Raw genomic sequence first — 25,213 nt, 5'->3', positions numbered from 1 at the left:
AATTATACAAAAAAAGTATTCCCTAATTGAGTAGATTAGGGAATACTTCAAACATAACTCAAAATAAATAACTGCTTTTTATTTTAAAACAAATCCCATGTCATCCATAAGAATTGTATTTCCTCCAAAACTTCCAGATTCCTGTAATGTTAACTGGTCGAAAGTCGTTGGGTTTCCGATATCAGAAAATGGAATTTCAATTGTTGTCCATTTTGATGTTAACGGCTTTTTAATTTGATAAGCCCAACCTCCAAAAACAAATATAATACTAGCTGCTGTATTTGTAGAAACACTTTTTACTTTAACTCTGAATGCTTTGTATTTTGATATATCTCTGGAATTAAACTTCATATCTGCTCCATTCCATCCGCCAAAAACAAATTTAATTGCTGCTTCACCCTGAACTTTATCATCTTTAAAGTTCGTATCAAAAGTATCTTTTCCGTCCCACATCCAATGTCCTGCATCACCTTGTAGAATATCATCATACAATGCTGAACCAATTGCTTCCTGAGAACTTGTTGTACCCGAAATATTAGTAACCGATACATATTTATCTGTTGCATTAGCAGGCATTTTAAATTTAATTTGTGTCAAAGTAGATGAAATAACCGGTACATCAACAGTTCCTACTTTTACTGTTGGATTCAGGAAATAATCTCCATAAACGGTAACAACGTCTCCTTCGGCCGCATTAATAGAATTAAAACTATCAAATTTAGGTGTTGGCGGAGCAACAACGAAATCATACAAAACTGTTCCTTGTTTGGTAACTAATTTTAATTTGTTACTGGAATTTGCATAAGGTGTTTTTTCATCAATCAAAACAAATATTGCAGTATCTGTAACCAATGTCGGATTGAAATAAGTATCAAAATCATTAAAATAGATTTTTGTTACTGTCGAAAGCCCAGTTCCCTGAATGATATAATAATTTTTAGGATCACCAAGCGTAACCGGAACTAAATCTCCTTCTTCAGACAATGCTACACTTGTAATTACAGGTGCTCCTCCGCTACTATCTGACGAGTCATTGCTGTCGCAGGAAGAAAACACACCTAGTACCATAACTGCCATTATAATTAGCAAAAGGTATTTTATTTTTATATTTTTCATTTTAGTCAAATTTTAGAAATTATTTAAAAGTATACGGAACCGGTGCTTGCAACAACTTAGGGTTTTTAGCTACCTCGTTATCCGGATAATCCATATAGAAGTCATTTGTAGCATGATCTTCACTGTAAATTGGTGTGTAATGACGCTCGGCATATCTGTCACCTCTATTTTGAGCTGTCATAATTGCGATTGCTTTATTTTTATCAATACGCCCTAAGTCGAACCAATAATCACCTTCAAAACACAATTCTTTTCTTCTTTCTAAAAAGATATCATCAAAAGTTATTGAAGTTAGATTTGCTAAACCTGCTCTTTTTCTAACTGCATTAATTGAACTCAAAGCAGCAGCATCTGTAGTACTTGCATTTGAACCTAAAACAGCCTCAGCATGAATCAACAATAACTCCGCATAACGCATTACATACGAATTATTATCCATCATAGCCCAACCGTCAATTTGACCAGTTGCATTTCCGTTAACAACACCAATACAATATTTTTTAATCGCTCCGCCGGAACCCTGTGCTAAATCTTTACCAGTTGGAACCGTTAAACCAACCCCAAGAGTTGTTTTAATATTTGGGTAAGTATCTCCACCAACCATTACTGTTTCATGTTTTCTTAAATCTCCTTCTCCATATAAAGAAAGCATTACATCCTGACTTGGTCCAAAAACTCCTGCATACGATGCATTAGAAGTTGATAATGTACCATCTGCAAATCCAAATTGTGTATTACAGTTGTTTGCAGATCCATAATTACCATCACCTTTCCATTGAATCGCAAAAATAGATTCTTCATTATTATTGTTTGGATATGTAAACAAATCTGCAAAACTTTTTCCTGGCAATAAATCACCACCTAAAAGCTTAAATTCACCGCTATTTATAACCGCTTCAGCCATTGCTCTGGCATTTGCATAATCTTTTTGATACAAATACACCTTTGCCAGCATTGCTTTTGCAGAACCTTTAGAAACATGTCCGTTACTGGCATAATTAGTCCCTCTGTTTTTAGCTGCTAATAATTCAATTGCTTTTAAATAATCCATTGTGATTAATTTATAAATATCTGCAACGTTATTCGTGTTTACATAAGGGTTACTTGTATAATCAAGCGGGTTTTCGATAATTGGCACCGGCCCCCAAAGTCTAACTAAATCAAAATAAGCAGTCGCTCTAAGAAAATAAGCTTCTCCCATTGTATTATCTAAAACACTTTTATCAACAGCCGGCCCAACTCTGGCAGCCAAAAAGTTGATAATCATGTTCGATTGCTGCACATTTGCCCATAAAGACGACCATCCGTTTACCAATTCAGGATCACTTCCGTTTAAAGAGAATGTTCTTAATCCGCTTACATCGGGAGAACCAGAATACATATTTCCGGAACCAACTTCCAGCGCCCACCAAAACTTGTTATACATTTGAAACCAGGTTCTGCTATACATACCATTTGTTGCAGATGCCACCTGATCGTTTGTGCTGTAATACGAATCTAAACTAATACCATCTTCAGAAGGTCTGTCTGTAAAATCATCCTGACACGATCCAAAAGTCAGAAATGCTGCTGCTACAAGAAGCAAACTATATCTATTTAAAAAAGATTTCTTTTTCATTTTTCTTTAATTTTTAAAATTCTAGGTTAAGTCCAACTAAAAACGTTCTGGCAACCGGATATCTTCCGTTGTCAATTCCTGATAAAAGCACATTTTGATTAAATGAACCAATCTCCGGATCGTAACCTGAATAATTCGTAAACGTATATAAGTTCTGAGCAGATCCGTACAATCTTAATCTTGAAATCTTATATTTTGAAATAACATCCTGAGGTAATGAATATCCTAGTGTTATATTCTGAATTCTTAAATAAGATCCGTCTTCAACATAACGATCAGAAATAAGCAAGTTATTATTTGATGCATCTGCAATTGGTCTAGGATTATTACTTGCTGTATTTGTAGACGAATAATAATCAAGAGCTTCTACTAACTGATTATCATATAAAGATGCATTTGTTGTTCCACCTCTTCTTGTCAAATTCATTACATCATTTCCATATGATCCCTGAAGAAAAATAGAAAGATCAATGTTTTTGTATTTAAAGTTGTTTGTAAAACCGTACGTAAATTTTGGATGTGGGTTTCCGATATACGTTTTATCGCTTGCATCAATTTTCCCATCTTTATTAGTATCCACATATTTTACATCTCCAAGAGCCGTTTCTCCTGCACCTGTTCCAACTGGCTGACCAAATTGCAATGGCGCTTTATCTAAAACAGCCTGATCTTTAAAGATACCGTCTGTTTTATATCCGTAGAACAATCCAATAGGATTTCCAATTGTCGTATTAGTAACAACAACCGGCTGATATCCGTTAGTATTTACTTCCTGTGTTAATACAATTCCGTTGGCAATTTCATCAAGATTATTTTTATAATGTGAAACAACTGCTGATGCATTCCAGTTAAAATTACCAGTAGATCTCATGTCATAACCAATAGTTAAATCATAACCTTTGTTACTCATTGTACCCAAATTAGAATAAGGCGCAGAAATTCCCCCATACTGACCTCCGCCACCTGTTAAGTATAATGGTAATGGAACCTGAAATAAGAAACCTTCAGATTTTTTGTCGTAAACATCAAAGCTTGCAGAAAGTTTATTATTCAGCATTGTAAAATCAATACCTAAGTTAGTTTGATTTAATGATTCCCAAACTAAATTTGGATTTGGATAATTTGAAGGTAAAAATCCGCTTCCTAATCCTGAATTCTGAGCTCCTAACATTGCAGAATAACTATTGTTTGGAATTTGTTGATTACCAGTTTCACCGTAACCAATTCTAAATTTAATATTGTCTACATATTTACGAGTTCCTTCCATGAAAGATTCACTAGATAATCTCCAAGAACCTGAAATCGCATTAAAAACTCCTTTTTGATTCTCTGTTGTCGGGTCAAATTTAGAAGAAACGTCTTGTCTGATTGAAGCCGTAATACTGTATTTGTCATTAAAGTCATAAATAACACGAGCAAAAAGGGAAGAAAGTGAAGCACTACCTTTATATTGTGTAATCGTATTATTATCAACATCTGCTAAATTAATAGTATGAATGGAGTTGGTTTTAAAACCTTGTGCAGATGCAACTAAACCCTCCCAGTGAGAATCATTTGCTTCCTGACCTGCCAGGATTGTAAATTTATGTTTTCCGATAGTTTTATCGTAAGTCAATAAATTTTTGATATTGGTCGAATACCAATTCTGACTTCTTACATCAAGATCTGCTAATAAATTAACCTGGCTTCCCCAAGCATAAGAGGGTCTAAAATCACTATTATCAGAAAACTCAGTATTGGCTGCAATTTCTAAACGGTATTTTAAACCTTTAACAATCTCAGCTTCCGCATAAACATTTCCTAAGAAATTTTTTCTAACCAATTTATTTTCTCTGGTCAAAGCCTCAGCAACCGGATTATAATACGTTACACTTTGCTCAGATGATGGAGGTCCTGCAAAAGTTCCGTCAGAATTTCTAACCGGGATATCTGGTGATTGCAATAAGGTATTCGAAATCAATCCGGAATAACTTTGATTCACTGTGATTTTTTCATTTGTAATACCTCCTGTTAGATTTCCTCCTATTCTTAACCAAGATTTAATTTTTGAATCCAAATTCAATCTTACTGTATATCTTTTTAATCCAGAGTTAATGATTGTTCCTTCGTTATCTAAATAACTTCCAGACAAATAATAACTTGTTCCGTCTTTAGCTCCAGAAAATGATAATTGGTGACTGTTAGAAATTGCAGTTCTGTAAACCTCATCTTGCCAGTTTGTTCCAGGTCCTAATAATTCAGGATGAGAAAATTCCTGACGCGTCTGATATCCCCATAATTTAGCCAGATTAGTTTTTAAAGTAGCATATTCCGGTAAAGTCAAAACATCTAGTTTGTTTGTTACAGAAGAAAACGAAGTGTAGTTTTCGTAAGCAATTCTACCTGTTCCTTTTTTACCTGATTTTGTAGTGATAATAATTACACCATTTGCACCTCTTGATCCGTAAATTGCCGTAGCCGAAGCATCTTTCAAAATATCCATTGACTCGATATCATTTGGATTAATCATAGACAATGGGCTCATAGCATTATTTCCGCTTCCTCCTGAAGATGAAAATCCATCCTTACCAACCAAAGTCTGGCCACTAGTCGATTTACCTGTTGCATCTCCAGAAATTGGCACACCGTCAATTACATATAAAGGCTCGTTTGTTCCAGTAATAGATGTCGTTCCACGTACCCTTACAGATGCCGCGCCACCAGGTTGTCCGGAGTTATTCGTAACCGAAACCCCAGCCGCTTTACCCTGAAGCATCTGATCTATAGAAACCTGTTTTAAATTTTCAATATCTGCAGCTTTTACTGAAGATATTGCACCGTTTACATCCTTCTTTTTCTGAGTTCCGTAACCAATTACAACAACCTCTTTTAAGTCTTCTGAACTTGATTTTAAAGAGATATTAATTTTTGTTTTGCCAGAAATGGCTATTTTTTGAGAATCAAATCCAATAAAGGAGACTAATAAAGTTCCATTTGCAGGAGCATCAATTGTATACTTACCATCAAAGTCTGTAGAGGCTGAAGTTTTGGTTCCAACAACAGAAATGTTGGCGCCAGGAATTGTCATTCCTTTATCATCAGATACTACTCCTGATACTTTTACCTGAGCAGTAATAAAATTACTAGTCAGTAACAAGAATAAAATCAAAGGAACTGCTCTGTGGTTAGCATTCCAATGAATAAAGTTAGTCATTAGTTTTTTCATAATAAATGTTTGGTTAGTTTAAATTTGTTTTACTCATAATCAAGTAATAAAAAAGGGTGTGATTTATTTTCTAAATTATTTAACAAATCTATAACAGAACAAAACATCAAATCGATAGTATTATATCATTTAATGATAATATTTTTACTATAACGTTTTAAAAAAACACATATGAAAATAAAAACCAATAAAAATTGCGTATTTCGCAATCACACACTATAAAATCACTACAAATTATAAATAAAAACGAACGAATGAGGCAAAAGCAAACGTTTTCGTTAAAAATAATATTTGTTTGTGCAAAAAAAGTATCACTATAAAATACGCTTTAATCCAGAAAAATCTTCTCTATATTGACTAGGAGTACAATTTTTAATAGCTTTAAAACTACGATTGAAGTTTGCAATGTTATTAAAACCTGACTTAAAAGCTACTTCAGAAACACTCATGTCTTTTTCAACCAGCCAACGAGCCGCGTACCCAATTCTGATATCATTAATATAATTGACAAAAGTTTTTCCGGTGCGTTTTTTAATAAATCGGTTAAATGAAATTATCGACATGCTCGCCACATTTGCAGCATCCTCTAAAGTGATTTTGTCTGCAAAATTTTTCTGAACATATTCATAAACCAATTTCATTTTATCATAATCATCAAACGTATCATAATCTACTGTATAAGTAGAAAGCAAACGCTGGTTTCTGGAATTTGCCAGATCATATAATAAGGAAGTAATTTCCAGAAAGTAGTCCATACCATCCAATTTAGAAAGCCTCACAAGCCTTGGTGTTAACTCTTCTGCCACTTTTTTAGAAAATAAAATCCCGTGAATTGAACGATTAAACATATCCCGAATCGGATTCATAATTCGTCTTGACAATAAAGATTCATGAAATAAATCATTATGAAACTGAATGGTAATCTCATGAATTTTTTTGCTCGTACACTTATTCAATTCCCATCCGTGATATAAATTTGGACCAATTAAAACCAATTCAACACTGTCAATTTCTTCTATATTATCTCCAACAACACGCTTCACTCCTTTTCCGTTTAGAATAAAATTGATCTCAAATTCCGGATGATAATGCACCGGAAAATCAAAACTATCTTTCACTCTGTCGAAAACCAAAAAACTATCTCCACTTGAAAGTGGCGCTATTTCTCTATAAAAATTTTTAGCACTGCTCATCTTGAAATACTATTTAATATACTATTAGGTGATTTTTGAATTGCAATAATATGATATATAATTGATAAAATAATATTAATTAGACGATAAACATCCAATTATCTTTGAAAAATAGAATTATCAATTTTCTAAAAACGGTATTAATAATAAACATTAATCATTTTTTATAGAATATCTTTTTAAAGTTTTAATAATTTTATATAGAAAACAGTAACAAATTTTCGATTGAAAAATAAAGTGTAAAAAACACATTAAAAATAACTGATTTAGTGTATTTTAGACTTAACCACAACCATAAATACCATATGAAAAAAAACATATTTACCCTTATAGCAGCCGTATTTATAGGAACATCATGTTCTTCCAAAACAATTACCACTGATACTAATTTGTCACTTTCAGATAAAAAAGCAACACCTGAAACAGTTGCACTTTATAAAAAGCTGAACCTATTAACTCAAAAAGGATATCTTTTTGGTCATCAGGACGACCTTGCTTATGGCGTAAAATGGAAATATGAAAAAGGAAAAAGCGATGTAAAAGAAGTTACTGGAGATTATCCGGCTATTTATGGATGGGATATTGCTGGTCTTGAAAAAGACGACGTTAATAATATAGACGGCGTTCCTTTTGATAAAATGAAACAATATATAAAGGAAGCAAATGAAAGAGGCGGGATCTCAACTATAAGTTGGCATTTTGACAATCCTGCAACAGGAAAAAATGCATGGGATAATACGTCAAATGCTATAAATACAATATTACCGGGAGGAGAAAATCATAAAAAATTCACTTCATGGCTTGATAAAGCATCAAATTTCTTTCTGTCCTTAAAAGATAAAAAAGGAAAAAACATTCCAATACTTTTCAGACCTTATCATGAACTTACCGGAGGCTGGTTCTGGTGGGGAAAAGGAAACGCAACTCCAGAGGAATTTAAAGCAATCTGGAAATTTACCTTCGAATATTTGCAAAAAAAAGGAGTTCATAATTTAATTTACATCTACAATACAGGCAGTTTCAGTTCTAAAGAAGATTTTCTGAATCAATATCCGGGTGATGAATATGCCGATATTTTAAGCTTTGACAGTTATCAGAATACTGATGACAAAGACGGTAAGAAATTTACAACCGAAGTGCAAAAACAACTTAAAATTATTAATGAAATTGGTGTAGAAAAACACAAATTAATTGCCATTGCCGAAGCTGGATATGAAGCAATTCCGGACCCAAAATGGTGGACAGGAACTTTAAACAATGCTATTGGTGATTATAAAATATCTTATGTTTTATTGTGGAGAAACCACGGCTGGCAGGAAAAAGAACAAAAAATGCATTACTATGTTCCTTATTCCGGACAAGTAAGCGAAAAAGATTTTATCGATTTTTATAATCTTGATAAAACCTTATTTGAAAAAGACCTTCAGAAAGCCTTAAAATAAATTATCCAAATTAAAATCCTTAAAAAGAACGCAATGCACGACAAAATTAGTTTAAAAGAAAAAGTAGGTTACGGTCTTGGAGACGCTGCATCTTCTATGTTTTGGAAAATTTTCAGCATGTATCTATTATTTTTCTATACCGATGTTTTCGGATTAGCGCCTGCTGTCGTAGGAACCATGTTTTTAATTACCCGAATCTGGGATTCTTGTTTTGATCCAATTGTTGGAATCATTGCTGACAGAACCAAAAGCAAATGGGGAAAATTCAGACCCTATTTATTATGGGTTGCAATACCGTTTGCCGTAATCGGAGTTTTAACTTTTTACACACCGGATTTTGATGAAAAAGGAAAAATAATTTATGCCTATGTCACCTATTCCTTAATGATGATGATTTATTCCTTAATCAACGTTCCGTATGCATCGTTATTAGGCGTAATGTCTTCTGACAGAAAAGAAAGAACCACTTTATCTTCATATCGAATGGTTTTTGCTTTTGGAGGAAGTCTTTTGGCTCTTTGGTTAATCGAACCTTTAGTAAACTATTTCGGCGGAAGCTTAAATTCTAAAACCGGATGGTTGGCTACAATATCTGTTTTTGGAGTTATTACAACCGCTTTTTTCTGGGGATGTTTTTTCTTCACCAAAGAAAGAGTTAAACCCATCGAAAATGAGCAATCTAACTTAAAAGAAGATCTAAACGATTTATGGAAAAACAGACCATGGTGGATCTTACTTGGTGCCGGAATTGGTGCTTTAGTTTTCAACTCTATTCGTGATGGCGCAGCAGTTTATTATTTTAAATATTATGTAAGCAGCAGTATCAATTTTGATTTCTCGCTTTTTGGAACTGAATTTCACATGACGCCAACTTCTATTTATCTGGTATTGGGTCAGGCTGCAAACATTATCGGAGTAATTATCGCAACACCAATTGCAAACAAAATTGGTAAAAAGAAAACTTTTCTGGGCGCAATGGCTTTAGCGGCAATTTTAAGTTTGATTTTCTATTTCTTCGGAAAACAGGACATTCTTTTAATTATGACTTTTCAGCTTCTTATTAGTATTTGCGCCGGTTGCATTTTCCCATTAATCTGGTCCATGTATGCCGACAGTGCCGATTATTCGGAATGGAAACAAGGCAGAAGAGCTACAGGATTAGTTTTCTCTGCATCTTCAATGTCACAAAAATTTGGATGGACTATTGGTGGCGCCGGAGCAGGATGGTTATTAGGATATTATGGCTTTCAGGCTAATGTAGAACAAACCGCAGTTGCCCAAAACGGAATTCAGTTAATGTTAAGCATACTGCCTGCAATTGCAGCTTTAATATCAGTAGCCTTTATAGTATTCTATCCATTATCTGAAGAAAAACTTCAAACAATAGAACAAGATTTAAACGAAAAAAGAGATCAAATAAAATAAAATTACACAGATACAGAAATCGACTAATATGACAACAATAGCCACTTCAACTACATTTCAAGATAGAAAAGTAGCATTAGAAAACGAACATAAAAATCTGATCGAGCAAAAAAATGCTCCCCAGGAAAATGCCGGAAACGGTATATACCAACGCTATAAAAACCCGGTCGTTACTGCAGCACACGTACCATTAAACTGGCGTTTTGATTTAAACGAAAAAACAAATCCTTTTTTACAAGAAAGAATCGGAATGAACGCTGCTTTTAATGCAGGAGCAATGAAATGGAACGGCAAATATCTTCTTGCTGTACGTGTTGAGGGAATTGACAGAAAATCGTTTTTTGCAATTGCAGAAAGTCCAAACGGTGTGGATAATTTTAAATTCTGGGAAAAACCATGCGTGATTCCACAAACCGAAGAACCAGATACAAACGTATACGACATGCGTTTAATTAATCACGAAGATGGCTGGGTTTACGGTATTTTTTGTACGGAAAGAAAAGATCCAAAGGCGCCAAAAGGTGATACAAGTTCGGCTGTAGCCAATGCAGGAATTGTACGTTCTAAAGATTTAGTAAATTGGGAAAGACTTCCTGATTTGATTTCAAATACCGGACAACAACGTAATGTGGTTTTACATCCTGAATTTGTAAACGGAAAATACGCTTTATATACACGCCCGCAAGACGGATTTATCGATGTTGGAGCTGGTGGCGGAATTGGTTTGGGTTATGTAGAAGATATGACGAATCCGATTGTAAAAGAGGAGAAAATCATTTTCGGGAAACAATACCATACTATTTATGAATTGAAAAACGGTCTTGGTCCTGCTCCTATTAAAACAGAAAAAGGCTGGTTGCATCTTGCACACGGAGTTCGTAATACTGCAGCAGGTTTACGCTACACTTTGTACATGTTCATGACCGATTTAAATGATATTACAAAAGTTACTCACGTTCCTGCAGGACATTTTATGGGCCCTGAAGGAATTGAAAGAGTTGGTGATGTATCGAACGTATTGTTTTCTAACGGATGGATTGAAGATGCCGATGGAACTGTTTATGTATACTACGCATCATCAGATACAAGAATGCATGTTGCTGTTTCCTCTGTAGCAAAACTGGTTGATTACGTTACAAATGCACCCGCAGATACTTTTATTTCAGCAGGTTCTGTAGAAACAATCATAAGTCAAATTGAAAAAAATAATACTATATAATTCAACGTGTCAACAAAACTAAAGCAACTTAAAACTGAATTATCAGCTGAACTTGACTCTATTTTAAAATATTGGTCAAAACATACTATAGATACCCAAAATGGTGGTTTTATTGGTCAAATTGATTTTAACGATCATATTATTGCCAATACCGAAAAAGGTGCCGTTTTGAATGCCCGAATTTTATGGTCGTTTTCAGCCAGTTATCAGGTTACAAAAAACGAAGAACATAAAAAATTGGCAGAAAGAGCTTTTCTTTTTCTTTCAGAATATTTTTATGATTCTGAATTTGGAGGTTTATTTTGGAGTATCAATGTCGATAAAACACCAAAAGACACCAAAAATCAAATCTATGCTTTAGCTTTTGCCATTTATGGATTATCTGAATATTATGCTATTTCTAAAGAGGAGAAAGCTTTAGAAATAGCCATTAATTTATATTTAAAAATTCAGGAACACAGTTACGATTCTGAAAACAAAGGTTATTTTGAAGCGCTCACACGCACCTGGCAACCTATTGAAGACTTGCGTTTAAGCGATAAAGATGCCAACGAAAAAAAGACCATGAATACCCATTTGCATATTGTTGAAGCCTATGCAAATCTATTTAAAGTCTGGAAAGACAAAGCGCTTCAAAAAGATATTATCGAATTGCTGGAAACCATAGACGAGCATTTTATCAATACCGAAACGGGGCATTTACGTTTGTTTTTTGATGAAAACTGGATCGAAAAGCCTGATGTTATTTCATACGGTCACGATATCGAGGCAGCGTGGTTATTATTACAATGTGCTGAAATTTCAGAAGATTATAATTTAATTTCCCGATATAAAAAACACGCCATTCAAATGGCAGAAGTTACTCAGGAAGGTTTAGATAATGATGGAGGATTATGGTACGAATTCGATCCTGAGAAAAACGAACTGGTTGCCGAAAAACACTGGTGGGTTCAGGCAGAAGCCTTAATTGGTTTTTATAACGCCTATCAATTAACAGGAGATGAAAAATACTTGTCCATTGTACTGAAAAACTGGGACTTTATAAAAACACACATTTTAGACCAACAAAACGGAGAATGGTTTTGGGGAATACACCAAGATAATTCACTAATCCAAAAAGATAAAGCCGGATTTTGGAAATGCCCGTATCATAATAGCCGAGCATGTCTGGAACTTATAAATCGAATTACTACCTAAAATAACGTAAAGCCCTAGCCCTGATAGAAGCGGCATCCTTTTGTCTCGTTTTTCGAACGAGACAAAAGATACAGCGGATAGCAGGATTAGCTCCTTAATAATAAATTATGAAAAACAGACTTTTTAAAAGCCTTTCTTTAGCCTTAATTTTCACGACAATTGCTTGTCAGGCACAAGAAAAAATTACTGTAAAAGGCACTCAATTCTACAAAGGCGACAAACCTTATAGTTATATTGGTACGAATTATTGGTACGGAAGTTTATTGGCTTCTAAAAAAGTTGGTGATAGAAAAAGACTGCTTCGCGAACTTGATTTCCTGAAAAAAAACGGAATCGATAATTTACGAATTCTGGTTGGTGGAGATGGAGGAAAATACGATTTTACTGTTCGTCCTGCGCTTCAATATCAGCAAGGAAAATACGATGAAGATTTATTGGACGGTTTAGATTTTTTAATCGCCGAAATGAGCAAACGTAAAATGTATGCCGTTTTATATCTGACCAATAACTGGGAATGGTCTGGCGGAATGTCTCAATATCTGGAATGGAATGGCAAAGGTGCAGTTCCGGTTCCGAATATTCCACCTAACACGTGGCCCCAATTTATGTCGTATACAGAGCAATTTCATAGTTGTGAGCCTTGCATGGAAGCATTAAATAATCATGTGAAATTTATTATTGGAAGAACAAATACGTATTCTAAAAAGAAATACAACGAAGACAACACCATTATGGCCTGGCAAGTTGGAAATGAACCAAGAACTTTTACTCCTGAAAATGAAATTAAATTTACTAAATGGCTAAATACTATTGTTGATTTGATTGACAGTTTAGATAAAAATCATTTGGTTTCTACAGGTTCTGAAGGAAAAAACAGTTCAAACGACAGTATGGAAATTTTTGAAAGAACACATCAAAATCCCAATATTGATTATTTGACAATGCACATTTGGCCTAAAAACTGGAATTGGTTCAAAGCAGATAAGGGTGAAGCTACAATGCCTACAACAATAGAAAATGCCGGAAAATATATTGACGATCATATTAAAGTGGCCAATAATCTAAAAAGACCCATTATTATTGAAGAATTTGGTTTACCAAGAGAAAATGAGAACTTAAATGCTGGAGCCTCCTCTATTTACAGAGACAAGTTCTACAGCTATATTTTTAACAGAGTTGTAGAAAGCCATAAAAATGGAGGTCCGTTACAAGCGGCAAATTTCTGGGGTTATGGAGGCGAAGGAAAAGCGGTAAATGAATCCGGAAAATGGAGTCCCGGAGAACCGCTTACCACAGATCCGCCACAGGAACCACAAGGATTAAATTCGGTTTTTAATGGCGATAAATCAACTTTGGAAATTGTAAAAAAATACAATTTAGAATTGAAGAAAAAATAATTTTCACCATATAAGTGGTATAAAAGTTTGCTTTAAACTTTGTCTAAATTAAACTTATATCACTTATATGGTTTAAAAAAAACAGCATGAAAAACACCTTTATCCTTTTTTGCTTATTATTCTTAAATCTTTCTTTTTCACAGAAGAAACAAGACTTCACGGTAAATTCTCCAAACGGAAAAATTGAAGTTAAGATTACTGTAAATGATAAAATTTCATGGACCATTTCTCATGAAAAAGATTTGATTGTAGCTCCATCTGAAATGTCATTAACTTTGGATGAAATTCAGGTTTTAGGAAAAAATCCAGTTGTTTTAAATTCAAAAAAAGAAAGTCTAAATACTTCATTTGAAACGCCACTTTACAAAAAGAAATCCGTTCATAACCATTACAATCAACTGACTTTAAACTTCAAAAATGATTTCAGTATTGAATATCGTGTCTTTGATGATGGCGCTGCGTATCGTTTTATTACCAGAAAGAAAAAGGATATTACAGTAAAATCGGAAGAAGTAGTTTTAAATTTTGATCAAGATTACAATACTTTAATGCCGTATGTAAGAGATTTAAGAAACCCTAAAGATCCTTATATTTCTTCTTTTGAAGCACATTATGAAAACAAAAAAATTAGTGAATTTGCAAAAGATACTTTAGCATTTCTTCCGTTTTTAATTGATTACAAAAACCATAAAAAAGCGGTTTTCCTGGAAGCCAATCTCGAAGATTATCCAGGTTTATTTGTAACGAATAACAAAGATAAATCGGGTTTTGAATCTCGTTTTTCTAAATATCCTTTAAAAGAAACCAACGGCGGATTTAACAATATCAACCGTTTAATTACCGAAAGGGCAGATTATTTGGTTAAAACAAAAGGAACTCGAACTTTTCCGTGGAGAGCAATTGTGATTTCTGAAAATGATGCCGCTTTAGCGAATAATGATATGGTTCAGAAATTATCCGAACCTTCAAAAATAAAAGATATTTCGTGGATTAAACCCGGAAAAGTGGCCTGGGATTGGTGGAACGACTGGAACATTTATAATATAGATTTTAAAGCCGGAATCAATACCCAGACGTATAAATATTACATTGATTTTGCTTCTAAAAATAAAGTAGAATATGTGGTTTTGGATGAAGGCTGGAGTCTGGAAGAAGACATTATGAAACATAATCCAAATGTTGATTTGGAAGCTTTAATCGCCTACGGAAAAGAACGAAATGTCGGGATTATTCTTTGGAGCTCGTGGATGGCTTTGACCAAAAACACAGATGGAATATTGAAGAATTATGCCAGCTTAGGAATCAAAGGTTTTAAAGTTGATTTCTTAGATCGTGACGATGCTAAAATGGTAAATTCGGTATATGATATTGCTCAAAAAGCGGCAAATTATAAATTAGTTTTAGATTTTCACGGTATTTACAAACCAACCGGAATTCAGAGAGTATTTCCAAATATTTTAAATTTTGAAGGCGTAAAAGGTTTAGAAAATAATAAATGGACACCGAATGATGATGTTCCTTTGTACGATACTACAATTCCGTTTATCAGAATGATGGCTGGCCCGATGGATTATACTCCGGGCGCAATGCGAAATGCAACCAAAAGCGAATTCAAACCAAGTCATTCCAACCCAATGAGTCAGGGAACAAGATGTCATCAATTGGCGCTTTACACCATTTTTGAAGCACCTTTACAAATGATGGCAGATAGTCCGACCGCTTTTATTAAGGAACAGGAAAGCACTGATTTTATTGCTAAAGTTCCAACCACTTTTGATGAAACTGTCGCTTTAGATGGTGAAGTTGGAAAATTCGTTTCAATTGCCCGTAAGAAAGATAATATCTGGTATTTAGGAACCATTACAAATTGGGATTCCAGAGATATTACAGTTGATTTTTCTTTCCTTGAAAAAGGCAAAAAATACCAAGCCGAGATTTTCTCCGATGGTGTAAATGCAGATAAAGCAGCTGTAGATTATAAAAAAGAAATTATTACCGTTGATTCTACAACTAAATTGAAATATAAGTTGGCAAGCGGTGGAGGATTGGCGATGATTATTAAATAAAAAAAACGATATTCTATATATTTCAAACCCGACAGGTTTTATGCCGACGCTTCGGGATATTTTTCATTTGTTAATTTCATTCCGTAGGAATGTCTCGTCGGTAGCAAAAATTAAATATGAATTGTAATTTTACGTTCCGTTAGGAACGTTTGATTGATGAGCAATCTATATTATTTACGCAAAAACAAGTGTCCCTACAGGACACAATGGATAACAATATTTTTTTTCTACCAACGAAATATTCCTCCGGAATATCAATTTATATCTTACTAATTGTATTTTTCATTTTCAAAACATCATGCTAATATCTTCTCAATCGCATTCAGTTCGTCATGCGAAAACTCCGTATTCTGCAAACAATCAATATTATTACATAATTGTTTTACCGAACTTGCACCAATCAAAACCGAAGTAATTCGTTTATCTTTTTGCAGCCAGGCCAAAGCCATTTGCGCCAAAGACTGATTTCTATTTTGAGCAATTTCATTCAGTTGAATCAATTTCTGAATGCGCTCCTGCGTAACCTCATCTTCTTTCAAATGCCCGTTCGGATTATGAGCTCTTGAATTTTCAGGAATTCCGTTTAAGTATTTATCCGTTAAAAGTCCTTGCGCCAAAGGCGAAAACGCAATACAGCCTACTCCTTTTTCCTCCAAAACATCTAAAAGTCCGTTTTCAACCCAACGTTCCAACATCGAATATTTTGCCTGATGAATCAAACATGGCGTTCCTAATTGTTTCAAAACATCAACTGCAACACGAGTCTGTTCTGCAGAATAATTACTGATTCCGACATACAACGCTTTTCCGCTTCTCACTGCGTAGTCTAAAGCCATCATCGTTTCTTCAATTGGAGTTTCAGGATCCGGACGATGCGAATAAAAAATATCAACATAATCGACCTTCATTCTCTTTAAACTTTGGTCTAAACTTGATAATAGATATTTTCTTGAACCCCAGTCTCCATAAGGACCATCCCACATTGTGTAGCCGGCTTTTGTTGAAATAATAATTTCATCACGAAGATTTCCCTGAAAATTATGCCATAAAATTTTTCCAAAATTAGTTTCTGCAGAACCCGGAACAGGTCCATAATTATTCGCAAGGTCATAATGAGTAATCCCTTTATCGAAAGCTTCGACAGCAATACTTTCTGCATTTTCAAAATTATCTACCGATCCGAAATTATGCCACAATCCTAAGGAAATTTCAGGCAGTAATAAACCGCTTCTTCCACATCTGTTATATTTCATTATTTTAATTTAAAAGTTGGAGTTTTAATAGATTTTAAAAATACAAAAAACTCCCGCAGATTTGGCAGATTCAGGAGATAAAAAAATCTTGTGGATTTCCTATCCAGATAGCTATCGGGAGCGAGAGAGAATTATTCCTGTTGTCATTTAATCTCACAAAGTCGCGAAGACGGAAAATTTAATTTTTAAAATATTTAAGTTTGAATTGCGTCCAGCTTTAGCTGGATGTAAAAATAGACAGATTTAAAAGGGCTTTAGCCAAACTAGCGCTAGTTTGGCTAAAGCCTTTTCAAATTCAAATTTTATCCCCCAGCTAAAGCTAGGGGCTATTCAAAAAACTTTGCTCCCGAAACTTTGCGACTTCGCGTCTTTGCGAGATTAAAAACTTTGAACCTTTGTCCCTTTGCAGCTTTGTCCCTTAGAAATTTATTTCAAAACCACTTTCTAAACCTTTTTCAGAACTTCCTCCAACCATTATTTTAAAAGTTCCCGGTTCAACTAAATACTTTCCTTCATTATCATAAAAACCAAGTTCTTTATCGGTTAAAGCAAACGTGACAGTTTTAGTTTCTCCTTTTTTCAAGTTTACCAATTCAAAACCTTTCAATTCCTTAATTGGACGTACAATACTCGCGTATTCATCATGAATGTACAATTGTACAACCTCTTTTCCATCGTAATTCCCAGAGTTTGTTACGGCAACGCTAACCTCAACTTTTTCCCCTTTTGCAAAAGATGTTTTATTCAGTTTTAAGTTTTTATAATCGAAAGTGGTGTAACTCAATCCAAAACCAAACGGAAATTGAGGCGTTTTTTCCACATCCATATAATGTGACCAAAAAACATTTTTATCGCTGTCAATTGGTCTTCCTGTGCTGTATTTATTATAATAAATAGGAACCTGTCCAACATTTCTAGGAAACGACATTGGCAATTTACCACTCGGATTATAATCTCCGTATAAAACCTGCGCAACAGCATTTCCCGTTTGAGTTCCTAACTGCCACGCCTCAACAATTGCAGGAACATTTTCAGCAGCCCACGGAATACTCAACGGACGACCATTATTTAAAACTAAAACCACATTCGGATTTACTTTGTAGATTTCTTCTAACAATTCCTGTTGTAAACCAGGCAAATTCAAATCAGTTCTGCTTCTTCCCTCACCACTTTGGAAACCGTATTCTCCTAAAACCATTACGACAACATCAGCATCTTTTGCGGCTGTTTTTGCTGCTTCAAATCCGCTTTTATCTGTTGTATTAAAAACCGTTTCCGTTAAGAAAGTTGCTTTTTGTTTTAGTAAATCAACACCTTTTTCAAAAACCAATTGATTGTCTTTGTATTGCTGCATTCCTTCTAAAACTGAGACTGCTGTATTATCATCCGCAGCAATTCTCCAGCTTCCCAATGGACTATTTTTATCATTTGCTAAAGCGCCAATTAAAGCAATTTTCTGTCCGGATTTTTTTAGCGGAAGCAAATTCTCTTTCCGCCCCGTCGGACAAGCATTTTTTAATAAAACAATAGATTTCTTCGCCATATCCAAAACACCATCATTATTGGCTTTACTTCCTACCACTTCTTTTTCGCGTTTTTCATCGCAATATCTGTACGGATCATCAAATAATCCTAATTCAAATTTCACACGCAGAATTCGGCGAACCGCATCATCAACCAAAGCTTCTTTTACTTTTCCAGCTTTTACCAAATCAACCAATTTTGCAACATACAAATACGATTCCATATCCATATCAGAACCTGCAATAACCGCTTTTGCCGTTGCATCAGCCTCATCTTTTGCATAACCGTGTGCAATCATTTCACGAATTGAAGCATAATCTGAAATTACAAATCCATCAAACTTCCATTTTCCTTTTAAAATATCCCTTTGTAAAAAGACATTTCCTGTTGCCGGAACACCATTCAAAGTATTAAACGAATTCATAAACGTACGTACTCCCGCTTCTACCGTAGCTTCAAAAGGAGGCAAAACCGAGTTATATAATTTAGAATTACTTATGTCTACAATATTATATTCCAAACCAGCTTCTACGTAACCATACGCTGCAAAGTGTTTTGCACAGGCCGCAATGGTATTTACTTTAGCTAAATCGGCAACCGTTTCTCCCTGAAAACCTTTTACACGTGCGTAACCTATTTTACTTCCTAAATAAGGATCTTCTCCTGCACCTTCCATCACACGTCCCCAGCGGGCATCATTGGCAACATCTACATTTGGTCCAAAAGTCCAGTTAATTCCAGATGCAGAAGCTTCATCAGCCGCAATTGCCGCCGATTTTTTAATCGCTTCCAAATCCCAACTTGCTGCTTCAGCCAACGGAATCGGGCTTAACGTTTTATAACCATGTATTACGTCAAAACCAATAATCAACGGAATTCCTAATCGCGTTTCTTCAACTGCAATTTTCTGTACCGCACGAACTTCTTTCACTCCGCGAACCGTCAGCATCGATCCGACCAATCCTTTTCTTAAATGTTCGTATTTTAATTCCGCCGTTCCACCTTTTGGCGCTGGTCCTGTAACATCCCAAAAACCATTATATTGATTCATTTGTCCCACTTTTTCTTCCAAAGTCATCAAAGGTAAAAGCAAGTCGATACGTTGTTCAATAGTTTTATTTTTATCCAGATACGGCTTTTTTTGTGCATTCATATTTCCAACGGTAAACAGAGTAAAAACTCCAATAATTAGTATTTTTTTATTTTTCATGGGTTGTTTTTTAGGTCCTGAGGTGCTAAGGTTCTGTGCTACTAAGTTTATTTTGGGCGTGTCCCGCCGCGGCGGGTCGGGCTTTCGGCTATATCTTTTATTTCGCTATCGCTTCATAAAAGGATACCGCCTCTATCCCTCACGCAAACGGGTTGATGAGAACTTTTAGTTTTTTACCATAATGCTATTCCGAGGAACGAGGAATCTTCACGAGTAGCTCCACAATTTTTGTCGCCAACCTTTGTCAAGTTTCTAGTGCGATCCTTCGTCCTACACGATAATAAAAGCAAAAATCATTGCTAATCCGTTCAATCCGTAAAATCTGTGGCCCATTATTCTACTCCGTCATAAAACAAGAAGCCGGCAAATTTGCTTTATTAAACAAATCAGGCTGTGTTGTATTTCCCCACGCAAATCTTACTTTCTCAGGTTTAGGAACTTTTTTGCTCGTTAAAATAATTTGATTGTTTTTTATCAATGCCTCGGCGGAATAGAAAACCCCATCGGCACCGGCAATTTCAAATTGATTCGCAGATTTATTCGTAAAATGTAATCCATCAGCGTAATCAAATGAAACTACGGCTTTGTTATTTTCTGTTTTAAAGTCTTTGTAAAGTGGGCCGTTTACCAAATTAGAATTGGTTTTGTAAGTATTGGCTAAAGCTAAATTAGCCAAACGAATCCCAACCGATTTTTTATTCTTTGGATGAATATCAATTGTGTCTGAAATATCTGAAGTTAAAACCATTCCGGTTTTTGAGATTTCATTTAAAAGTTTTCGTTGTGAATTTCGAACCGTTACATTCGAAAAATTATTGCTTCCTGTTTTATAAGGCGCAATCTGAACATAATAAAACGGAAAATCATCTTTCCATTCTTTTCTCCAGGAAGTTATTAATGCTCCCAACGTTTTATCATAAACCAACGACCCCACATTCGATTCGCCTTGATACCAAAGCGTTCCTGCAATTTTATAACCAACAATTGGATAAATCATGGCATTATATGCGCGCCCAGGTTGTCTTGGTCCGTATTCTTGTTCGTTGAGTTTTTTGGCATTTTCTAATAAAACAGGATCGTTGTTTACCACTTCTTCCGGTATCCAGATTTCTGCAGGAGTTCCGCCCCAGTTTGAAGAAATTAAACCAATCGGAACATTTTTCAAATCTTCGCGAAGACGTTTGGCAAAGAAGTAACCAATCGCACTAAAATATTTCATGGTTTCCGGAGTCGATTCTACCCAGTTTCCCAATAAATTATTCTGCGGATTTGTAGCAGTTAATTTCGGAACAGTAAAAAAACGAATGTTAGGATTTGTTGCATTCTTCATTTCCTCTTCTCCGTTGTCAATTCCCCAACTTGCCGACATTTCCATATTTGATTGTCCTGAACAAAGCCAGACTTCGCCAATCAGAATATTTTTTAAAACCACTTCATTATAGCCTTTTATAGAAATTGTAAAAGGTCCGCCGGCTTCGGGAGTTTTAATTATAATTTCCCACATTGCCTGATTGCTGGCAACAGTTTTATATTCCTGATTGTTCCAGCTCGAAACCAGTTTAATTTCTTCTTTTGGATTTCCCCAACCCCAAATTTTCACTTCGGTATTGCGCTGCAAGACCATATTGTCACTAAAAATATTCGGAAGAGAGACGTTTGCCATCATAGTAGTGGAAATCAACAGAAAGAAAGCAAACTTAAATATATTATTTTTCATTTATCAGCTTTTTTAAAAAAGGACCATATTCATTTGCCATCACTTTTTGATCTGCAACATCAGGATGTCCCAGACAACCATGTGGAGTCATTGGTTTGAATTTGAAAATCAAAATGGGTTTGTGCATTTTATCATTCGCGAAAGCGTTTTTAACTTTATTCAGACAATCTTCAAAAACTACAGCTCTTTCTCCACCAACCATTGGACTATTGGTAATTACAATCTGTACTTTCGGGTTGTGTTCGTAAAGCATTTTTACAAAATTGATGTAATTCGAAACATATTTTTCTACATTAAAAGGAAGACGCTCTTTTTTACCGTCTCCACCAGAAAAATCATTTGTTCCTAAAGCAATACTGATAATATCAGGCTGAAAAGCAAAATCATATTTAGATTTCGAATTGTCTTTTGTCAGATATAAATTTTGGTACACATCCGGCATTATGGCTTCCTCTTTATTTTCATCATTCCAGTTTCTGTACATTCCAATTCCCGAAACTGAACTTACCAGATAGTCTACACCAATTGCTCTGGAAAGTGTTGAACCATAGGCATAATAACTATTATGATGATCCATATATTCTCCTTTATCACACGGAATATCGGAGCCATCGCTTGCCGCACCACAGGTAATTGAATCGCCTATAAATTCAATTTTCTTTTTCTTTTTGAATGCTATTGAAGTGAGTTTTGCCGTTGTTCCTGCAAATAAAATACCTCCGGTATGCGCTTCGGTATTTTTATAAACTTCTAGTGTATGTTCTTTTTTGTTTGAAGTAACTTTAATTGGAAAAGATTGAATTGCTCCTTTTTCAATTCTGATTTTCCCAATATATTTCCCATCTAAAACTAAGGAAACATAATTATGATGCTCATAAGAATCTACACTTTGAAGCGAAATTGAACATTCATTTCCTGTAAAATTGAAAGAGACAGATGATGCTGTGCCAATCAAAATGACATTATCATTCTGAAGTTTTTCTACTCGACCTTGATACAAGAAAGTTTTGTCTGAATTTAAACTTTGTGAGTTCGAAATTGTCGAAATCAGCAAAACCAAAATTAAAAGTGCAATTTTTTTAAGAAACATAATTTATTTGTTAAAACATAAATACGATTCACAAATATATTGGAAAGAGAATAGCTAAAAAGATACTAAAATGTCAAAAAGCAATAAAAAAACACCACATAAACACATCAGTTCTAAACTAAACAACGTTAATTCTTACAAGTACAACAAATAGTATTCTTTTTAGAATGCTTAAATTGCAGCTTTTCTTTATCAATTCAACACTTTTATAAAACAAAATGAAGTCACGTTTTTTTATTTTTCTATTCGTCATTATTTTATTTTCATCTTTCAATATAAAAAAGAGTGAAGAAAAAACTTTAGTTCAAACTATTAAAATCCAAACTGAAATCAATCGTGATTCGATTATCAATTACGCTAAAAAATATTTAGGAACACCTTATCTATATGCCAGCAGCAACCCAAAAAAAGGATTTGATTGTTCGGGTTTTGTGAGTTATGTTTTCAGTAATTCAGGATTAACATTACCTAGAAGTTCCAGCGGTTATAAAAATTTAGGAAAAGCTTTAAAACCTGAAGAATTTAAGGTTGGAGATATTTTAGTTTTCTACGGATATAAAAACAGAAACGTTGTAGGACATGTTGGTATTATCTGCGAAGCCAACGGAATGCAATCAAAGTTTATTCACGCTTCTTCCGGAAAAGCGCAACAAGTTACCATTACAGCGCTTGATACAGAACATTATACCAAACGCTTTTATAAATGTATTGATGTTTTATCAGAATAAGTTTTTTTGCCACGAATTGCACGAATCTTCACTAATTTATTTTTTAACCACAAATTGCACAAATTATCACAAATTAAAAATTGCAATTCTTGGAAATTCGTGCAATTGCTTCGCCAATTCGGTATCGCTCGAGTCGTGGCTATTTAAAACTTAAAATCAATTTTGGAATTTATTCCGAGGTTTCCCGATTGGAATTTGGAATTTAAAAATTGAAATTTAATTCTTTATTCTTCTGTTAAGAGTTTAATCAAACTTTCGTCTCTGTCGTAGATATCTTTATAGAAATTCAATTCTCCGTTTCGATCTACCCAGGCAGTAAAATAGCCAATATAAACTGGAACTTTTTTCTTAAGCGTATACCAGCTTTCTTTTCCGGCATGCATTGCCTTATCAATTCTGGCAGGTGTCCAGCTTGGATCTACTTTTAATAATTCAATTGCCAATTCGCGTGGTTTTGCTACACGCACACAACCGTGGCTAAATGCTCTGCTTTCTCTTTCAAACAAACTTTTTGAAGGTGTATCATGCAAATAAATATTGCTTGAGTTTGGAAACAAGAACTTCACTAAACCCAAAGAATTATTTTTCCCCGGAAGCTGACGAACAGCACCATTATTCCATTCCAGATTTTTCTGTGCTAAGTAATTTTTATTCTTAGCCATTCCGGGTTTAATCTCTTTATTGATAATACTTGTAGGAACATTCCAATAAGGGCTAAAAACAATATTATTCATCATTCCGCTAAAAATAACGGTTTTAGTCATTGCTTTTCCCACCACAACAGCCGATGTAAAAGCAATTTTTCCATCTTCAATTAAATACAATTTAAATTCCGGAATATTAACTTCAATATATTTCTGACCTTTCTCCAATTCAGGATCAATCCATCGACAGCGCTCCATATTAACAATAATGGTTTTGATTCTCTCTGATACCGGAATATTCAAATCATCAATGTGTTCTAATAAAATGGTGTTCTTTGGTGTATAACCATGACGTACTTCATAATTCTTCATCGCTTTCATTAAAACCGAATCGCAAATGGCACTTTTGGAATCTTCTTTAAGATTTCCGGTGATAAAAAGCCTTTCTCTAATTTGAGTAATAACTTGTGATGAATCACCTATTTTTAAACTTTTATAAGTGTCTCCAATTTCAATTCTTTTCCAACCACCTTTTTTTTCAATTTCTCTGTATTTTTTCAAAACGTCTCTCAGTTTATAATACTGACTAAACATTTTGCTTTTATGGTCATCACTTATCGTTGATTTCTTAAAAATAGAATCGGTTAAAACTTGATAGTTTAGCTTTTTACGCGGCAAAAGCCACTCCAGAGATCGGGTAGTTTTCTCATCAAAACCTGCATAAACTTTATCCGCATAATAAAAAAACAGATTCGAAATCATTAAGTCTGTATCTTCTTTTGACAACTTATTATCAGCATTATTTTCAAATACAGTATTTAGTTCTTTATAAGGATAATTAGCCTTTAAGCCTTCTTCCTCTAAACCTTTATATTTATTAAACAAAGTGTGTGCAAATTCATCCACTCCTTTATTATCCTGCCATAACTGTGTCGATTTATTCTTTTTGTATAAAGCCAAAACCTCCTCCTGAAATTTTGCCAGTTTTGGATATGCCGTATAAAAAGCAATAATTTTTGTGCTGTCTATCGTAAGTTTAAGTTCCGGTATTTCGGCTTTTACTTTAGTCTGATTTTCTTCTTTCTTATCTGCTTTAGAGTTACATGAAACTACGGCTAAAAAAAGTACAATGGCAATGAATGGATACCAGATTTTCATAATAATATTTT

General features: G+C 34.4%; 16 protein-coding genes. 7 read left to right on the top strand and 9 right to left on the bottom strand.

Annotated features, from left to right (window positions below; translation table 11 throughout):
- Positions 1-78 precede the first annotated feature (78 nt).
- The 4 genes from KHA98_RS10715 to KHA98_RS10700 form a co-directional block, all read right to left on the bottom strand.
- On the bottom strand, positions 79-1,116 hold the full coding sequence (locus KHA98_RS10715) for an IPT/TIG domain-containing protein (RefSeq protein ID WP_213257925.1): 1,038 nt from the start codon (positions 1,114-1,116) through the stop codon (positions 79-81).
- Between the two features lie 19 nt (positions 1,117-1,135).
- Complete coding sequence (locus KHA98_RS10710) at positions 1,136-2,734, bottom strand: RagB/SusD family nutrient uptake outer membrane protein (RefSeq protein ID WP_213257924.1); 1,599 nt, start codon at positions 2,732-2,734, stop codon at positions 1,136-1,138.
- Positions 2,735-2,747: 13 nt separating this feature from the next.
- Entirely contained in the window at positions 2,748-5,939 is a 3,192-nt protein-coding gene (locus KHA98_RS10705; protein WP_213257923.1) for a SusC/RagA family TonB-linked outer membrane protein, read from the bottom strand.
- Positions 5,940-6,253: 314 nt separating this feature from the next.
- Complete coding sequence (locus KHA98_RS10700) at positions 6,254-7,132, bottom strand: AraC family transcriptional regulator (protein ID WP_213257922.1); 879 nt, start codon at positions 7,130-7,132, stop codon at positions 6,254-6,256.
- A gap of 305 nt (positions 7,133-7,437) precedes the next feature.
- Between KHA98_RS10700 and KHA98_RS10695 the strand changes: the two genes are divergently transcribed.
- From KHA98_RS10695 to KHA98_RS10670, 6 genes are all read left to right on the top strand, one after another.
- Positions 7,438-8,574, top strand: coding sequence for a glycoside hydrolase family 26 protein (locus tag KHA98_RS10695; RefSeq protein WP_213257921.1), 1,137 nt, complete (start codon positions 7,438-7,440; stop codon positions 8,572-8,574).
- Between the two features lie 33 nt (positions 8,575-8,607).
- Positions 8,608-9,999 (top strand): MFS transporter, encoded by a 1,392-nt coding sequence (locus KHA98_RS10690; RefSeq protein WP_213257920.1) that lies wholly within the window; start codon positions 8,608-8,610, stop codon positions 9,997-9,999.
- Positions 10,000-10,027: 28 nt separating this feature from the next.
- Positions 10,028-11,218 carry a glycoside hydrolase family 130 protein gene (locus KHA98_RS10685; RefSeq protein WP_213257919.1) on the top strand — a complete coding sequence of 397 codons (1,191 nt, stop codon included), beginning with the start codon at positions 10,028-10,030 and terminating at the stop codon, positions 11,216-11,218.
- Between the two features lie 6 nt (positions 11,219-11,224).
- On the top strand, positions 11,225-12,415 hold the full coding sequence (locus KHA98_RS10680; protein ID WP_213257918.1) for an AGE family epimerase/isomerase: 1,191 nt from the start codon (positions 11,225-11,227) through the stop codon (positions 12,413-12,415).
- A gap of 107 nt (positions 12,416-12,522) precedes the next feature.
- Positions 12,523-13,812, top strand: a complete 1,290-nt coding sequence (locus KHA98_RS10675; protein ID WP_213257917.1) for a glycoside hydrolase 5 family protein — start codon at positions 12,523-12,525, stop codon at positions 13,810-13,812.
- Positions 13,813-13,898: 86 nt separating this feature from the next.
- Positions 13,899-15,878, top strand: coding sequence for a glycoside hydrolase family 97 protein (locus KHA98_RS10670; RefSeq protein ID WP_213257916.1), 1,980 nt, complete (start codon positions 13,899-13,901; stop codon positions 15,876-15,878).
- A 296-nt stretch (positions 15,879-16,174) separates the two neighbouring features.
- Here the strand turns inward: KHA98_RS10670 and KHA98_RS10665 are convergent, their stop codons facing one another.
- The 4 genes from KHA98_RS10665 to KHA98_RS10650 form a co-directional block, all read right to left on the bottom strand.
- Complete coding sequence (locus KHA98_RS10665) at positions 16,175-17,131, bottom strand: aldo/keto reductase (protein ID WP_213257915.1); 957 nt, start codon at positions 17,129-17,131, stop codon at positions 16,175-16,177.
- Between the two features lie 418 nt (positions 17,132-17,549).
- The gene (gene bglX, locus KHA98_RS10660) at positions 17,550-19,865 is read right to left on the bottom strand and encodes a beta-glucosidase BglX (RefSeq protein ID WP_213257914.1); all 2,316 of its coding nucleotides are present in this window, start codon (positions 19,863-19,865) and stop codon (positions 17,550-17,552) included.
- 337 nt (positions 19,866-20,202) lie between these two features.
- Positions 20,203-21,582, bottom strand: coding sequence for a sialate O-acetylesterase (locus KHA98_RS10655; RefSeq protein ID WP_213257913.1), 1,380 nt, complete (start codon positions 21,580-21,582; stop codon positions 20,203-20,205).
- On the bottom strand, positions 21,572-22,672 hold the full coding sequence (locus tag KHA98_RS10650; protein WP_213257912.1) for an SGNH/GDSL hydrolase family protein: 1,101 nt from the start codon (positions 22,670-22,672) through the stop codon (positions 21,572-21,574). The genes KHA98_RS10655 and KHA98_RS10650 overlap by 11 nt, the downstream gene beginning before the upstream one ends.
- A 218-nt stretch (positions 22,673-22,890) precedes the next feature.
- Here KHA98_RS10650 and KHA98_RS10645 point away from each other — a divergent pair, with 218 nt between their 5' ends.
- Positions 22,891-23,400 carry a C40 family peptidase gene (locus tag KHA98_RS10645; protein WP_213257911.1) on the top strand — a complete coding sequence of 170 codons (510 nt, stop codon included), beginning with the start codon at positions 22,891-22,893 and terminating at the stop codon, positions 23,398-23,400.
- Between the two features lie 224 nt (positions 23,401-23,624).
- On the opposite strand, the gene KHA98_RS10640 is transcribed toward KHA98_RS10645, so the two are convergent.
- Positions 23,625-25,202 (bottom strand): L,D-transpeptidase family protein, encoded by a 1,578-nt coding sequence (locus KHA98_RS10640; protein ID WP_213257910.1) that lies wholly within the window; start codon positions 25,200-25,202, stop codon positions 23,625-23,627.
- Positions 25,203-25,213 lie beyond the last annotated feature (11 nt).

It is taken from the genome of Flavobacterium branchiicola (assembly GCF_018383905.1).
In the GTDB taxonomy this organism is placed as follows: domain Bacteria; phylum Bacteroidota; class Bacteroidia; order Flavobacteriales; family Flavobacteriaceae; genus Flavobacterium; species Flavobacterium branchiicola.
This window is presented reverse-complemented; position numbering and strand designations above follow the sequence as displayed.

What these genes read in the sequence shown, in the direction of transcription:
- KHA98_RS10650 (WP_213257912.1), bottom strand. Translation starts at nt 22,672, where the DNA reads ATGTTTCTTAAAAAAATTGCACTTTTAATTTTGGTTTTGCTGATTTCG.
- KHA98_RS10655 (WP_213257913.1), bottom strand. Translation starts at nt 21,582, where the DNA reads ATGAAAAATAATATATTTAAGTTTGCTTTCTTTCTGTTGATTTCCACT.
- KHA98_RS10645 (WP_213257911.1), top strand. Translation starts at nt 22,891, where the DNA reads ATGAAGTCACGTTTTTTTATTTTTCTATTCGTCATTATTTTATTTTCA.
- KHA98_RS10705 (WP_213257923.1), bottom strand. Translation starts at nt 5,939, where the DNA reads ATGAAAAAACTAATGACTAACTTTATTCATTGGAATGCTAACCACAGA.
- KHA98_RS10665 (WP_213257915.1), bottom strand. Translation starts at nt 17,131, where the DNA reads ATGAAATATAACAGATGTGGAAGAAGCGGTTTATTACTGCCTGAAATT.
- KHA98_RS10710 (WP_213257924.1), bottom strand. Translation starts at nt 2,734, where the DNA reads ATGAAAAAGAAATCTTTTTTAAATAGATATAGTTTGCTTCTTGTAGCA.
- KHA98_RS10685 (WP_213257919.1), top strand. Translation starts at nt 10,028, where the DNA reads ATGACAACAATAGCCACTTCAACTACATTTCAAGATAGAAAAGTAGCA.
- KHA98_RS10715 (WP_213257925.1), bottom strand. Translation starts at nt 1,116, where the DNA reads ATGAAAAATATAAAAATAAAATACCTTTTGCTAATTATAATGGCAGTT.
- KHA98_RS10695 (WP_213257921.1), top strand. Translation starts at nt 7,438, where the DNA reads ATGAAAAAAAACATATTTACCCTTATAGCAGCCGTATTTATAGGAACA.
- KHA98_RS10700 (WP_213257922.1), bottom strand. Translation starts at nt 7,132, where the DNA reads ATGAGCAGTGCTAAAAATTTTTATAGAGAAATAGCGCCACTTTCAAGT.
- KHA98_RS10640 (WP_213257910.1), bottom strand. Translation starts at nt 25,202, where the DNA reads ATGAAAATCTGGTATCCATTCATTGCCATTGTACTTTTTTTAGCCGTA.
- KHA98_RS10670 (WP_213257916.1), top strand. Translation starts at nt 13,899, where the DNA reads ATGAAAAACACCTTTATCCTTTTTTGCTTATTATTCTTAAATCTTTCT.
- bglX (WP_213257914.1), bottom strand. Translation starts at nt 19,865, where the DNA reads ATGAAAAATAAAAAAATACTAATTATTGGAGTTTTTACTCTGTTTACC.
- KHA98_RS10675 (WP_213257917.1), top strand. Translation starts at nt 12,523, where the DNA reads ATGAAAAACAGACTTTTTAAAAGCCTTTCTTTAGCCTTAATTTTCACG.
- KHA98_RS10690 (WP_213257920.1), top strand. Translation starts at nt 8,608, where the DNA reads ATGCACGACAAAATTAGTTTAAAAGAAAAAGTAGGTTACGGTCTTGGA.